Origin of the sequence: Bacillus sp. DJP31 (assembly GCF_049310945.1) — a bacterium.
In the GTDB taxonomy this organism is placed as follows: Bacteria; Bacillota; Bacilli; order Bacillales; family SA4; genus Bacillus_BS.
Genome location: NZ_JBMERO010000005.1, coordinates 1 through 14,939 on the forward strand (window position 1 = coordinate 1; position 14,939 = coordinate 14,939).

13 protein-coding genes are annotated in these 14,939 nt (G+C 31.8%); all 13 read right to left on the minus strand.

Annotated elements, in window-relative coordinates:
• A partial coding sequence (locus ACOI1C_RS06600) for a lipopolysaccharide biosynthesis protein (protein ID WP_422509219.1) occupies window positions 1-1,286 on the minus strand: 1,286 nt, incomplete at its 3' end.
• Window positions 1,279-1,836, minus strand: coding sequence for an acyltransferase (locus ACOI1C_RS06605; protein ID WP_422509221.1), 558 nt, complete (start codon window positions 1,834-1,836; stop codon window positions 1,279-1,281). The genes ACOI1C_RS06600 and ACOI1C_RS06605, both read right to left, overlap by 8 nt.
• A gap of 66 nt (window positions 1,837-1,902) precedes the next feature.
• Window positions 1,903-3,111, minus strand: coding sequence for an O-antigen ligase family protein (locus tag ACOI1C_RS06610; protein WP_422509223.1), 1,209 nt, complete (start codon window positions 3,109-3,111; stop codon window positions 1,903-1,905).
• Window positions 3,112-3,274: 163 nt separating this feature from the next.
• Window positions 3,275-4,366, minus strand: a complete 1,092-nt coding sequence (locus ACOI1C_RS06615; RefSeq protein ID WP_422509225.1) for a glycosyltransferase — start codon at window positions 4,364-4,366, stop codon at window positions 3,275-3,277.
• Between the two features lie 7 nt (window positions 4,367-4,373).
• Window positions 4,374-5,486: a glycosyltransferase family 4 protein gene (locus tag ACOI1C_RS06620; protein WP_422509227.1), complete on the minus strand. Its 1,113-nt coding sequence runs from the start codon at window positions 5,484-5,486 to the stop codon at window positions 4,374-4,376.
• Window positions 5,487-6,632 (minus strand): glycosyltransferase family 4 protein, encoded by a 1,146-nt coding sequence (locus ACOI1C_RS06625; RefSeq protein WP_422509229.1) that lies wholly within the window; start codon window positions 6,630-6,632, stop codon window positions 5,487-5,489.
• Entirely contained in the window at window positions 6,625-7,764 is a 1,140-nt protein-coding gene (locus ACOI1C_RS06630; RefSeq protein ID WP_422509231.1) for a glycosyltransferase family 1 protein, read from the minus strand. The genes ACOI1C_RS06625 and ACOI1C_RS06630 overlap by 8 nt, the downstream gene beginning before the upstream one ends.
• Window positions 7,764-8,738, minus strand: a complete 975-nt coding sequence (locus ACOI1C_RS06635; protein WP_422509233.1) for an SDR family oxidoreductase — start codon at window positions 8,736-8,738, stop codon at window positions 7,764-7,766. Before ACOI1C_RS06635 ends, ACOI1C_RS06630 begins: the two co-directional genes overlap by 1 nt.
• A gap of 1 nt (window position 8,739) precedes the next feature.
• Window positions 8,740-10,122: a nucleotide sugar dehydrogenase gene (locus ACOI1C_RS06640; RefSeq protein ID WP_422509235.1), complete on the minus strand. Its 1,383-nt coding sequence runs from the start codon at window positions 10,120-10,122 to the stop codon at window positions 8,740-8,742.
• A gap of 19 nt (window positions 10,123-10,141) precedes the next feature.
• Entirely contained in the window at window positions 10,142-11,248 is a 1,107-nt protein-coding gene (locus tag ACOI1C_RS06645; protein WP_422509237.1) for a glycosyltransferase family 4 protein, read from the minus strand.
• Between the two features lie 37 nt (window positions 11,249-11,285).
• On the minus strand, window positions 11,286-12,170 hold the full coding sequence (locus tag ACOI1C_RS06650) for an SDR family oxidoreductase (RefSeq protein WP_422509239.1): 885 nt from the start codon (window positions 12,168-12,170) through the stop codon (window positions 11,286-11,288).
• Between the two features lie 22 nt (window positions 12,171-12,192).
• Window positions 12,193-12,825 (minus strand): sugar transferase, encoded by a 633-nt coding sequence (locus tag ACOI1C_RS06655; RefSeq protein WP_422509241.1) that lies wholly within the window; start codon window positions 12,823-12,825, stop codon window positions 12,193-12,195.
• 104 nt (window positions 12,826-12,929) lie between these two features.
• Window positions 12,930-14,759, minus strand: a complete 1,830-nt coding sequence (locus ACOI1C_RS06660; protein WP_422509243.1) for a polysaccharide biosynthesis protein — start codon at window positions 14,757-14,759, stop codon at window positions 12,930-12,932.
• Between the last annotated feature and the right edge of the window lie 180 nt (window positions 14,760-14,939).

Consider the following 14,939-nt stretch of genomic DNA (forward strand, 5'->3'; position numbering starts at 1 on the left):
TAATCAATTTGGTTTCTAGATATAAGAATTCTTTCTAGCTTTATCTTTTTATACAATATTGAAAAAAGTTTACTAATTATATCACTAATGATTATTAGAGTTAAGTTGAAACCAAATATAACACTTCCACCTAATAACGTACCAAATATCATTATCTCGATTAGTGCTCCTAAGAAAATAATATTTGTTAAATGCATTGAATATAGTAAAGATTTTTGTGACAACTGAAAGCTAGAACAAATTATATAAAAGTAACCTACTATGAAAACATTTGAATAAATCAGGTATTCTTTTGATATAAGGTATATTATTATATAATCGTTTAGTAAAATTAACATAGATATTAAAAGTGTAGTGAAAATAAACGAAAAAGTGTTAATTCCTTTTATAAGATTAGTGTTCTCTTTACGTTCAATAATTGATGATATATAAGGAAATATAGCTGATTCAAAACTTTTGTACATTGATCCTACCATATTAACTATTTTCTTGATTGCGCCAAAAACACCTACAATTTCAGTCGAAAAGAATGTATTAATAATCCAAATAATAAACATTTGTTTCATTTCAACAATATTATTACCAAAGAAATTGAAACTGTTATCCTTATAGATTTCTTTAATAGATATCAAAGAATTGATCTTTATATTTATAGTATTTTCAAACCTCATATATATAAAATACAGCTTTTTCCATGATAATAAAAGTATTATAAATAATTCTGTAGTGAGGTAGGTACATAAATAATGCAAGGCACTATCAAAAAAATCAAAATATATTAAAAGTAATATAATCAAAAGTCTTAATAAATTTCTTAAAATTGTTACCACAGTTATATAATTATAATCTTTATACATTAATGAGATATTGACTAAATATGTGTTTATTTGACTGAACACTAAATAACTAATAAAAACAATAATTATGCTAAAGCTTAAGTTATATATATATAAGGAAACTATAAAAGTTAATATAATTGATAATAATAAGATAAAACCACCAAAGTTCATATAAAACCTTAATATGCTATACTCCCTAGCCATGTCTTTTTTTTCTATACTATTTATTATTAGAGGAAGGATAGTATTTCCAGATACAACTTGATTTAGTATAGTTAATATTCCACCCAACGAGAAAACTAAAGTGAAAACTCCATATTCCGACGCGGATAAATGTTTAAAAACTAGAGGAAATGAAACCAGACCAATAATTGTCGTAGTAACATTACTAAAAATTAGCTTTTTGGCGTTTGCAAGAATTTCAGAATTATACTTTCCCTTATTCATGAAAAATTGTCTTCTTATATTTATAATCAGATGACAAATAATATTCCTCTGAATTAATTAAACTATTTAATAAATCACTATCTCGATAACTAATTAATTTGGCAGGATTACCTCCTACTATTGCAAAATCAGGCACATTTTTTGTGATAACCGCTCCAGCAGCAACTATTGCACCTTTACCTATATTTACATTTGGTAAAATTATTGCACTGTCACAAATCCATGCACCTTCTCCTATAATACAATGATATGTGTGATCAACATTATCATAAGGAATTGATTTTATCTGTTCCTTATAATTATGATTTGATGTTAATATTCTAACATTTGGAGCAATTATAACCCCACTTCTTATTGTAACTTTTCCTTTAGCATTAATATATACTCCAGGCCCTAAGTGAACAAAATTACTAATGATAACGTTAGATGGATAATGAATTTTAACTGAATGATGAATTTTAGTCTTATCTCCAATAAACTTTAGGCTTAATGATAGTCTTTTTATAAATACTTTATGTTTTGCCCATCTTATAACTTTTAAAAGCTTCATAACAATTTCTCCTCTATTAAATTGCCTAATTTTTAATATATTTTTACAAATTTATAGCATAAGCTTTTATTTAATGGAAACTAAGACACTATTATTAGTATAATATAATACAATACCAATAATCCACCATGTATCAAATGAATTTATGTTATTATGTGTGGAAATAAAAAACAGTACTACTACAATTAAGGATAAACACATTTTTCTAATATGTATTTCTTTTATTTTAATGGATAAACTAATTACTTTTTTAATATACAAAGTAAAGATGAGTAAACCTATTAATCCAGTTTCCGATAGTATTCTTAGAAAATCATTATGTGTAACTAGAAAATCATATTGAAAAAAAGTAGATAGAAAAGAAAAATCTGAGTATCCGTACTTATTGTTCATAAAGTATTCGGGGAAATTGTTATAACCCACTCCAAAAATCGGATATTCTAAAAAACCATCTATTGCTAATGACCATACTCCAATTCTTTGTGCATTACTTTCACTTAATTTATGAGCAAAATCCTGTAATAAAAAGGCTTTTGACCAATAAAATATCAATAAAAAAGTAACTATACCAACGGGAATAAATTTAAATATTTTTTTAAAATTTATTTTTGAACTTATAATAAAAACAGCAATAAGACCAATTATTGCACTACTCGAACTAGTAGATATAATACCTAAAGTAAATATTACTATGGTGAGAATGTCCTTATAGTTTATTGATTTTGATTTAAACATAAATACGTAAATGGTTAGTGATAAGACTAAATAAAAGCCTAAGTAGTTTGGATTTGAATAAACAACTTCCGATCTTGTATTTAATAAGACAAATTCGAGAAGGGCAAACGTAGATAAAATCACTCCATTGGTTGTAATTGCTGAAAGATAAATTTTAATATTTTCTTCATTTGTTGTGCTTCTTACCAATATTAAGGCTATTAATATAAAAGTAAAGTTAGTAATACCAGATATAAATAAGCTATTATAACTAGCGTTAATTCCGGACATCATTATTGTTAGTAAAAATAGTAATTCGTACTTATTTAATACTATCTTTTTCCTCTTACTAAGAAATAAAAATACGATTTTACTAAATCCCATAATAACAATTATTTGCAATAACTGCCTATATATAGGAACCGAGAAATTTGCAGAAAAATAAGGTATTAACGCAATATACATATATGAGAAAAACTCTACCTTATTTTTATATTTGATATAGTAAAATATAAAAATAACTGTCATTGCTATAGGTAATACACTTTTTATAATTAACAACGTATTACACCTCAATTGTTTTTACATTTAAATAACTATAAGGATTAAAAACACTTAGCAGTAATATACTAATATCTTATTACAGTTCAGAAACATACAGTATCTTAATAATAATCAATATCACACAAATAACTCACATATTATAAATATCTATAATATAAATTTATAGAGTATCTAGGTAGATTGTTTCTAATCTTTTTATTTCTTCTATTACAGAAAATCCTGCTTTCTCAACTTTTGAGCTTGCTATTTTCCTATCATTTTGTTTGGAACATTTTAGTATGATACTCTCTGCCCATTGTTCTGAGGATTCACTTAACGGCAGTCTTTCGCAATAATCTTCTACAACAATCTCATTAGTAATTTCATTTGAAATTATACATTGTAATCCAGAGCATTGTGCCTCCAATACAGCATTTGGAAATCCTTCATAAAAAGATGGAAACAAAAAGCAATCCATCGCAGAAAGTAATTCAGGAATATCTGACCTTTTCCCTAGAAAAAAAACTTTATTTTGAAGACCTAGTTGCGCTACTAAATTAATTACTTCTTCTCTTAATGGGCCAACACCAACTAAATACAATACAGCGTTTGGTTTTTTATGAACTATTTTTTGAAATACATTTATTATAAACTTATGGTTTTTAGCATAAAGAAAAGCTCCTATATTCCCGACAACAAATTTTTCCTCTACATTCATTTCTTTTCTAATCAGATAGCGTTTTTCTCCACTAAATTCATATTTATTAATCTCAATTCCATTATTTATAATTTCAAAATTAGAACCTCTGCCAAATAGCCAGTTACCAGCTAATTGAGATACTGCAACCAGTTTTAGTCTTTCTCTCGGTAATTTTAAAAAATTAATATAATGTAGTAAATTTGTTATTATTGATTTAGATGCACCGGCACTTCTACTATGCAGAATTACTTTAGAACCATATTTGAGTGCAATAAATATAGGTTCTATATAGCTCAATGTATTTAGATGACAATGAAAAATATCAAATTTTTCTTTTCTAAATAAAGCTTCTAAGTCCTTCTTATTTTGCATAATTGATTTACTTCTCGGAGTTATCTTATAAAATTGACTTCCCATTTTAGTAAATTCATCATAAAAACACACATCTATTTCATTAGTATCTAAGAAATCGAATTGAAATGAAGATTTGTCTATATGAGTTAAAATTTTATATAAATAAGTTTCAATTCCACCTCTATTAGAACTAAGACCGTAATGGAGTACTCTAATCAAGTTTCATTCACCTTCTGTCTTCTATAAACATTTCAATTATTTCCTTTTTGTACTTGTCAAAAACATTATTCCATTCATACTTAGTAGTAGCATCAATATAACCATTCGTTGCTATTTGATTTCTTAAAGTATGATTATTAATTAATTCCTCTAGTGCATGTTTAAGTGACTTTGAATCCCCTGGTTCTATCAATAACCCATTTATGTTATGCTTTATAATTCCAGATATCGCACCTACATCACTAACAATAAGCGGTAATCTCATTGCCATAGCTTCTAATATCGTCCTTGGCATTCCTTCGCTTACTGACGGCTGAATATAAATATCGGATTCATTCAAAATCGGTACAAACTTTTCTTGAGGTATCCAAGTAATTAAGTTGATTTTTTCATTACCTTTTGCTAACTTCATAAAATCTTTTAGCAATGGACCGCCACCAATTAAAGTAAGTTCTATGTCGTATTTCTTTTGTAATTCTAAAATTGTATTTATAGCAACATCATATGACTTCTCCCATACAAACCTTCCTACACTTACAACTTTTACTTTTTGATTAATTATATTATTAGTTTTTGGCATATTAAATAACTTCGTATTAACTCTATTTGGGATTACGACTATATTTGCCTTTACTTTATGTTCAGCTAACATATCCGACATTTTTTCACTTAATGAACGAACTTTTGTGGCATTAGAAAAGGAATATCTAATCATTTTCGCAATTACTTTATTATGAATTTTCCCACTACCCAATATATTGAAGTATTCTAATCCATGTATTTCAACCATTATAGGTGTTTTCGTTATTTTAGATACAATTGTTGCTAAATATCCACCTAATAAAGGACACTGAGATAACATAATATTTATTTTATACTTTCGAATAATTCTCAACATATAAATACTAGTAAAAAAGAAAGATTTAGCCTTTCCCAATTTTGGAACTAAGTGAAGATAAATATTTCCTTCTTTATAAGTATGAAACCTATTATCTTTTGATCTAGCCATAATATGATATTGATCAAAACCTCTAGAAAGTTCACACCAAATTCTTCTAGTTGCATGTTTAACACTTAGATCTGGGAATTCATTGGAGCTAATATGAAGTAAGTTCTTCATTCAAAATATCCTTTCTATATACATATCACTTACTACCTCAGTTGAATATTTTTTTACGGTTTTTAAATTTTCTTGAGATAGCACTTTTAAGTTTTCCTTATCACTAATTAAAGTACTAAGCTTTTCTTTGAACATTTTTATATCTTTTTTAGGTACCACATACTTTTTCTGTAAGGTGCCGAAGATATCATTAGTTCCCCCTGCATCTGTAGCTACAATTGGAAGACCACAAGCCATCGCTTCAATTACAACACGTGGGAACCCCTCTGTATAAGAAGGATTAATAAATATGTCCGCAGCTTTATAAAAATCTTGAACTTCTTTATTTGGTTTTGAACCTAATAGCTTAATTCTGTCACTAGCAGTGGAGTGCTTTATTAGATATTCAAGATGTGGTTTTTCTGGACCTTCACCAATAATCACTAATGTTGCATTTAGATCAGTTAATCTCTCATCTTCAATAATATAAGGAATATATAAATCTGTTTTCCTAACAGGTGATAGTCTATGAACCATCAGAATTATTTTTTCAGATTGGTTAAACCCTAAGCGCTCTTTAATCTTTTGTTTCTCATCAGAAGATGGAGGAGTAAACCTCTTTATATCTATATCATTGTACAGTAGCATCATTTTCTCTCTGTTAATTTTCAACTCATTAATATAGTAATCAATCATAGACTCTGGACCAGTAACAAAATGATTTACATTTGTCTTTACAAACCAAAATTTAGAATATGAAAAAATAAACCATATTATTTTTTTAAAAAAAGGTTTTTTCGCGTCTATTTCGTAAGTAGTTCCGCTATGCCAATAATATGTTTTTGCCCCATGTAACCTGGCCGAAACTATTGAAATAATCGCTGAATTCAAGGTGATTCTAACAAATATTTTTTTGTAACCATTTTTGATTAACCTAACTAAAATAGTATACAATTCAATGACTCTTTTGATATTGTTTTTTTCCTTTTGGCAAATTACTTGTATATTTTTATGATTTATTGATGGGACATCATCACACTTTTCAATTATTAGCACTATCTTTATACCTTTATCCGCCATAGCTAATAGCAGGTTTAATATATGATAAAAGTGTTGAACAGATTTATTTGAATAATGATTAAGAACATATACCATCTTTCTATCCATTATTAACTCCCTTATTATTAGTATTAGAGGTTTTAATATAGAAATTTTCTAACCATACTGAGCTATCCACGACATCATATTTTGCTTTTTTAATATTAAATAACATATTACCTCTTTTATACCCTTCAGAAGATCGCAAAATAGACTTTGCCCAATCAGATGTGGACGCATTTAATGAAAAATACTCCAGTGAACTAGTGAAAGAAACTTCCTGTGTAATTGTATCAGATGCTAGGATTTTTAAGCCCGAGGCCTGTGCTTCTACTAATGTTACAGGTAAACCCTCGTACAAAGAAGGAAATAAAAATATATCCATCGCCTGAAGCAATTCTGGAATATCAGGAATAACACCTGTGAAAATAACATTTTGAGATAAAGAAAGATCATTTACCTTTTTCTCAATAGATTGTCGAAGCATCCCATCACCAATTAATAACAACACGACATCTTTTTTCCTATCATAAACCTCTTTAAAAATTTCAATTATAAAATCATGATTTTTTTGTGGATGAAACCTACCAATGTGTCCAATCACAAACTTATCTTCTAAGTGGAGTTCTTTTCGCTTTTGTAATCTAGTTTCTTGATTATAGATGAATTTCTTGGTTTCTATTGCATTATTTAAAATATAAAAGTTGTCCCCTGTACAAGCTCTTTTGCCATACAACCAAATACCTGCTTTTTTTGAACAAGAAAATAGATAATCAGCAGTTAATCTTATTGGAAATTGCATAACATTTTTTACAAAAGCAGAAAAGCCCGTTCCAGAAGAGGTGTTATGGCTATGGGCAATAGTGGTTAAACCGTGTTTTTTGGCTATTCCAAGATAAATTGCTGCTGTACTTCTAACATGCCCATGAATAATTTTATATTCCGGATATTGAGTTAGAAAGTTTTTCCAACTCCTTTTATATTGTACATGATTCTTGCCTTTATATTGAGGCATACGGTATACTTTACCACCTAATAACTTTATTTCATCATCATAATCACATTTATCTTCAGTATGAACAATAAAGTCAAACTGAACCTTTGAACGATTAATGTTACGGTACAAATTCATAATCATAGTTTCTGCACCGCCTCGATTCATTTCTGCAAAAACTTGTAAAACTCTAATCGGAGCTAACATTACAAATTCACCTTATACCATTCAATTGCGGCCCCAATTCCTGTTTCAAAACTCCATTCAGGACTATAACCAAATAATTCCTTCGCTCTACTAATATCAGCATTACTATGTTTAATATCACCTTTACGGTCGGGTCCATAATTGGGTTTTATATTTTTTTCTAATGCTTTACATAATACATTATAAATATCAATCAAATATTCTCTGCCGCCATAAGCAATATTATAGGCTTGCCCTGCTGCCTCATGGGATGCATTACAAGCTTTCAAGTTAGCTTCAATTACATTTTCGATGTATGTAAAATCCCTACTCTGCTTACCATCCCCATTAATTGTTGGAGCTTCATTATTTAACAATTGTTTAATAAACTTTGGAATAACCGCTGCATAGGCACCCTCAGGATTCTGTCTTCTTCCAAACACATTGAAATAACGTAATCCGTATGTATCTAAGCCATATAACTTGGTATATAATCTCCCATATTCCTCATTAACTTTTTTAGTAAGAGAGTAAGGTGATAAGACATTCCCTTCCCTTCCTTCCTTTTTAGGAAGATTAGGTTCGTCCCCATATACCGACGAACTTGAAGCATAAACAAATTTTTTCACACCTGTTTGTCTTGCTGCTTCCATCATATTTAAAGTACCTTTTATGTTTACCTCTTCATAAAACAAAGGCATCTCAATACTTCTTGGAACACTCCCCCATGCAGCTTGATTTAAAACATAATCGATTCCTTCACAAGCTTTCATACATGTCTCAAGATTGCGAATATCACCCTCGATAAATTCGTAATTAGGATTATCTAAAAACTCTTCTACATTTTCTTTTTTACCAGTTGAAAGATTATCTAGCCCTCTAACTTTATAGCCTAATTTAAGTATTGCCTCTACTAAATTGGAACCAATAAAACCTGCTGAGCCAGTAACTAAAAATTTAGCCCCAACTGGAAACTCTAAATTTTGGTATCCCATTTTATAGCCTCCAATATAAAAAGCCCATTTGCTCTGCTTCTTTTCGATTAAACATTCCCTTTATGTCCATTAATACACAATTGTTTATTTCAGTATCTAATTCATATTCTGATGCAGCAGCAACTTCCTTCATTGCTTCTAAAGCTAATATTTCTGTTGTTCCGTACATCTTCTTAATATCTTTTAGACCTATTTCTTTAAATTCTTCATGCGGTACTGCGAATATAACTGCATCCATTTCTTTTATCTCTTCCATGCTGGATGGATTGATTCTATACTCATGCCATAGATCTTCTTTGTCTACAACAGGATCAACCACTTTTACTTCAATCCCATATTCTTCGAGTTCTTTGATCACATCTACTACTTTAGTATTTCTAACATCAGGACAATTTTCTTTAAAAGCAACTCCGAAAATAGCTACTTTTGCTCCATTTATTTGTTTATTAGCCTTGATCATTTTCTTTACTGTACTTTCAGCTACATACTTACCCATATCGTCGTTTATTTTTCTTCCAGAAAGGATAATCTGTGAGTAATAACCCATTTGCTCTGCTTTATATGTTAGATAGTATGGGTCAACACCTATACAATGGCCACCAACGAGTCCTGGGGAAAATTTAAGGAAGTTCCACTTCGTCCCCGCAGCTTCAAGTACGGCCTTTGTATCAATATCCATTTTATTAAAGATGATAGAAAGCTCGTTCATAAAAGCTATATTAATATCACGCTGTGCGTTCTCTATAACCTTTGCAGCCTCAGCCACTTTAATACTTTCAGCTCTATATACCCCAGCTTCTACAACTAGCTCGTATACTTTTGCAGCAATATCTAATGTCTCTTCATCCATACCTGAGACTACCTTTATTATCGTTTCTAACCTATGCTCCTGATCTCCGGGATTGATTCTTTCTGGAGAATACCCGACTTTAAAATCTACTCCACACTTTAGTCCTGATTCTTTTTCTAGTATAGGTACACATATATCTTCAGTTACTCCTGGATAAACAGTTGATTCAAAGATAACAATTGAACCTTTTGTTAAGTTTCTACCTAAAGTACGACTTGCAGATTCTATTGGCGTAAGATCTGGTGTGCGATCTTCCTTTACAGGTGTAGGGACTGCTACGATATGAAATTTTGCCTCTCTAAGCCTTGCTTCATCTGAAGTGAATTCTACAGATGTGCTTTTAATTACTTCGTTTCCAACTTCTTTTGTTGGGTCTATACCATTTTTATAAAGTTCAATCTTTTCTTTATTAACATCAAATCCTATTACATCAATTTTTTTAGCAAAAGCTACCGCAATAGGCATACCAACATAACCTAGCCCAATTAACGAAATCTTTTCTTCTCTGTTAACAATACTTTTATATAAATTCATCTCAGACTCTCCCTTTTTATTATAATTCCATTGACTTCATAATCGTTTTATTTATAATCTTCACATCATATTTCCTCGATGCAATTTTTGCACTTTCGTCACCCATGGTTTGAATAACTTCTGGATTTGAAATCATGTATTCCATTCTATCTACTAATCCATTGATGTCCTTGACCTTAACCAAAAATCCATTTAGTCCATCTGTAACAGTTTCTCTACATCCAGGTGCATTACTTGTAATAATAGATCTTCCCATTGCCATTGCTTCTAATACCGTTTTAGGAGTACCTTCATGATAAGATGGAAGTACATAAGTGGTACATTGAGTGATAAATGGTCTCACATCGTTTTGCTCACCAAAATATTCTATAATTCCGCTTTTTATATATGGCTTCAATTCTTCAGGTTTTAGTGCAGAAGGATTGCTATCGTAAGGACCTACAAGCAAACAACGAACCTTTGGATGACTTTTTTTAACTTCTTTACACGCTTCTAAGTATTCCATTATTCCTTTATCTTTAATAAGTCTACCGATAAAAAGAAATGACGGTTCTTGTGGGAAAGGAGTTGGTTTGAATTTATCAAGATTCACTCCGGAACCATTTATAATAACAGTTTTATCATCTTTAATCAGACCATTCTGAGTAAACTCATTTTTATCATCATGATTCTGAAAGAATACTTTCTTGCTGAACTGACAAGCAAACCGATATTCCATTTTCATAATCGTTTTTACTATTTTATTTTTTAAGCCTGTCCCCCTGAATATTGAGCCAAGTCCAGCTATCAAAGGATAGAACTCAGTAATACCATTTATCTTTGCAGCAATACTTCCATAAACAACTGTTTTGGCTTGATATGCGAATACTTTGTCCGGTCTTTCCTTTTTCATAAACTCATGAAGAGACATAATAGTTCTTAAATCTTTTAGTGGGTTCATTCCATTACGGTCTACATCTAGCTGTCTATACTGAATATTGTATACTTCGAATTTACTCTTCCAATCAGATACTGGTTCTGAACCTAACGCAATAACTGTATGGCCATTTTCAATAAATTCTTTCATCATATCCAATCGGAACCAAAACAATGAGGACGTATGGCTTGAAAGTACAGCTATTTTCATATCATTGCTCCTATCCTCTTTTTTGAATAATTCTGCTTTACTTTATATACTCTTGAACCTCAATTTGTATCCCTTCTTCAAAAGTCATGGGATTATAACCGAAGTCAAATTTCGCATTATGATGGGAATAACTTCTGTTCTCTCCCATTCTTTGAACTCTTTCTATATAATCAATTCTTCCTACAGTTAGTGTTTTAAGAATCCTTGCCATAAAAACTCCAAAGCCTAAGGGTACGCTTAGATATATGGTTTTTTTGTTCAGTTCTTTGCTTATTAATTTAAATACTTCAATCATTTTGATTGGCCTTTCACCTGAAAGATCGTAAGCCTTGCCTCTAGTTCTTTCTGGTGACATCAATACAGTAAAGAATGCTCGTCCTAAATCTCTTGCATTGACGGGTTGGATAAAACTGTTTCCTCTATTGATTACAGGCATTATTCTAAACTTATCCACCAACTTAATAAATTTACTCATATTGCTGTCACTTAGATCGCCGTAAATCATTGACGGCCTGAGTATTGTAATACTTGGGCAATTAGGTTCTTTAGTTAATTCTGAGATTTGTCCCTCTATAATCTTGTATCCTTCTGAAGCATTTTTGAATTGTGAGTATATCCCTGTAGTGTGAACCAAGATTGCTCTTTTTACTTTATTCTTAATAGCAGCTTTAACTACTAAAGGTGAATGATGGATATTATATATGTGCATGATTGTTTCAACCTCATGCATTATTCTTTCAACGAACTCTAGGTCATCTAGATTCCCAACAACCTTCTCTATATTTAATCCACTTTTATCCAATAATGTTGTATCAGAGGACCTTCTAACAATACAGCGAATAGGACCATCATAATTATTTTTTATAAGTTCTTGAAGAAAATATTTTCCTGTATGACCAGTAATTCCGGTGACAAGTAACATTTCTACACCTCTGTTATTCTATTTATTTACCAGTAGAACCTGTATTCTCAGTACATGAGACTTTCTGTTTACCCGTCCCACCTTCAACAACCCCATCACTCTTAACCACACTCAAAATGGTGCCAAAGAAACACTTAACATCCATCCAAAAACCAATATTCTCAACATATTCCCCATCTAGTTTGGCCTTAACCCCAATAGGAAGCTCATCTCTACCATTAATCTGCGCCCACCCAGTCAATCCAGGTGGTACATTATTTGCACCATACTTATCTCTTTCTTTAATAAGATCATATTGATTCCAAAGTGCTGGTCTTGGACCAATAATACTCATCTGCCCAACAAAGATATTCCAAATTTGAGGTAACTCATCTAGACTTGTCTTTCTTAAAAATATTCCCACTTTTGTGATATACTGCTCTGGGTTACCTAATAAATGAGTCGGCGTATCCTTTGGAGTATCTACTCTCATCGTGCGAAATTTCAAAATATTGAAATATGTTTTATTAATACCCACACGCTTTTGCTTAAACAATATAGAACCATTCGAATCTATTTTTATTGCTACTATTAAAATCAGAAAAATAGGGGAAAGTAAAACTAGTCCTATTAGAGAAAAAACAATATCTATTATTCTTTTAATTTTCAAATACATTGCTGTCACACTCCAACTTCAAAACTAAACTCATCTACCTATTTTTCATATAAATAAACTAACCCAGCATAAGCACTCTTTCCAAAATCCAATAAACCATACCTCTAGTTTATGGCTACAGTTTTATTCTGATAATCTTCAACCCGACCATTCGCTACATTCAACAAATACTCTCTCATCTCTTCAATTGTCATATTCTCAAATCCAAGAATAAAGTTATGAACGATAATCGGATTTATAGGACCAGCCTTCCCAATACAAATCTTAGGAAAAACCTGCTCTGAATGCACTTCGTTTTCATTTAGTAACTCCTCATACATCTTCTCCCCAGGCCGAATCCCCGAGAACCTAATCCCAATCTCATCCACACTATACCCAGACAACTTAATCAAATTCTTCGCCAAATCCACAATCTTCACCGGCTCACCCATATCCAACACGAAAATCTCCCCACCACGAGCCAACACACTAGCCTGTATCACTAAACGCGACGCCTCAGGGATCGTCATAAAATAACGAGTCATGTCAGGATGCGTAACCGTAACCGGCCCACCCGCTTGAATCTGCTTTGTAAATAGTGGAATCACACTCCCTCTACTACCCAAAACATTCCCAAATCGTACAGCCACAAACTTGGTATGACTATTCCGATCAATCTCCTGAATAACCAACTCCGCAAACCGCTTTGTTGCACCCATCACATTTGTCGGATTAACCGCCTTATCAGAAGAAACCAAAACAAACGTCTCAACACCGAAGGTGTCAGCTGCCTCCGCCACATTCTTCGTCCCAAAAATATTATTCTTCACTGCTTCCTCAGGATTTCGCTCCATTAACGGAACATGCTTATGAGCAGCGGCATGGTACACAATATCCGGTCTATGCTTATCCATAACCGTAAACATCTTATTCCGATCCTGAATATCCGCTATCTCTGTAACCAGCTCTATTTCGGGCCCTATAACTCCAAGTAACTCCATCTCAATGGTATAAATACTATTCTCCCCATGACCTAAGAGAATCAATTTTTTCGGATCAAATCGCAAGATTTGCCTACAAATCTCCGACCCAATTGAACCACCTGCACCCGTTACTAACACAACTTTTCCAGCAATGTTTTGTTCGATTTTTTCCGTATCCAATTCAACAGGTTCTCTACCTAACAAGTCTTCCACCTGAACATCACGAAAATGATTAACCGATACCTTCCCAACCATTAAATCCTCGATCATCGGCATAATCTGGGTCTTCGCCTTTGTCTTGCTACACTCTAGGAAAATATCATGTAACTCCTTCTTACTTAAGGAAGGAATCGCAATCACAATATGATCAATTTGTTTGTCCTGTACAACCTGTTCAATATCAGCTGCGCCGCCTACTACTGGGATCCCTAATATGTGAAGCTTATGCTTCTTTTTATCCTCATCAATGAAGGCAACAGGCTTTAAATCAGCATCCCTGTTCTGCAATAGCTGACGAACAACCATTGTCCCGGCTGCCCCTGCTCCAATGACTAACGTTCTTTTCTTCAGCTTTGAATCCTTCACATATCGACCTCGTAGGACTCTCCATATAAAACGTGATCCTCCGATTAAGATCATATGAATCATCCATGCAATGACCAGTCTGCGAGAATGTAAATCTTGAAAAACAAGTAATTGTACAATACCTGCCATCATAATCGATAGTGTGACAGATTTCCCAATCGCTATTAGCTCTGGGATACTCGCATACTCCCATGCCTTCTTATACAAATGGTAAACCGATGCAAAAACATGATGACTTACTAGCAAGGTTACGGAAGTAATAGCCAATGCAGTGATTGAGAATCTAGTGAAGTTAGGATGTAATAAAAAATAACTAATATAAATGGCTGCTAAGACTATGATTGAATCAACTGCTATTAGAAAAGCTAACCTTTTTCGATATGTCATTCTCTTTTGCCCCTTTCATTGGACTTTGAATTGTTTTACCGTATAAGTTTTGGAAATCATAAAGAAACAACATTTAATACTTTACGTAACAAAACCACCACTGGTTTGATTACGTAAAGCATTAATATTCGGGCATCCAACCCAACCTCACACCACACTACTGACGACAAACGTCTAAGG

Bases quoted from the DNA above. Each gene is read 5' to 3' on its own strand.
- ACOI1C_RS06650 (WP_422509239.1), bottom strand. From the start codon at position 12,170: ATGTTACTTGTCACCGGAATTACTGGTCATACAGGAAAATATTTTCTT.
- ACOI1C_RS06605 (WP_422509221.1), bottom strand. From the start codon at position 1,836: ATGAAGCTTTTAAAAGTTATAAGATGGGCAAAACATAAAGTATTTATA.
- ACOI1C_RS06640 (WP_422509235.1), bottom strand. From the start codon at position 10,122: ATGAATTTATATAAAAGTATTGTTAACAGAGAAGAAAAGATTTCGTTA.
- ACOI1C_RS06660 (WP_422509243.1), bottom strand. From the start codon at position 14,759: ATGACATATCGAAAAAGGTTAGCTTTTCTAATAGCAGTTGATTCAATC.
- ACOI1C_RS06620 (WP_422509227.1), bottom strand. From the start codon at position 5,486: ATGAAGAACTTACTTCATATTAGCTCCAATGAATTCCCAGATCTAAGT.
- ACOI1C_RS06635 (WP_422509233.1), bottom strand. From the start codon at position 8,738: ATGGGATACCAAAATTTAGAGTTTCCAGTTGGGGCTAAATTTTTAGTT.
- ACOI1C_RS06645 (WP_422509237.1), bottom strand. From the start codon at position 11,248: ATGAAAATAGCTGTACTTTCAAGCCATACGTCCTCATTGTTTTGGTTC.
- ACOI1C_RS06655 (WP_422509241.1), bottom strand. From the start codon at position 12,825: ATGTATTTGAAAATTAAAAGAATAATAGATATTGTTTTTTCTCTAATA.
- ACOI1C_RS06630 (WP_422509231.1), bottom strand. From the start codon at position 7,764: ATGTTAGCTCCGATTAGAGTTTTACAAGTTTTTGCAGAAATGAATCGA.
- ACOI1C_RS06625 (WP_422509229.1), bottom strand. From the start codon at position 6,632: ATGGATAGAAAGATGGTATATGTTCTTAATCATTATTCAAATAAATCT.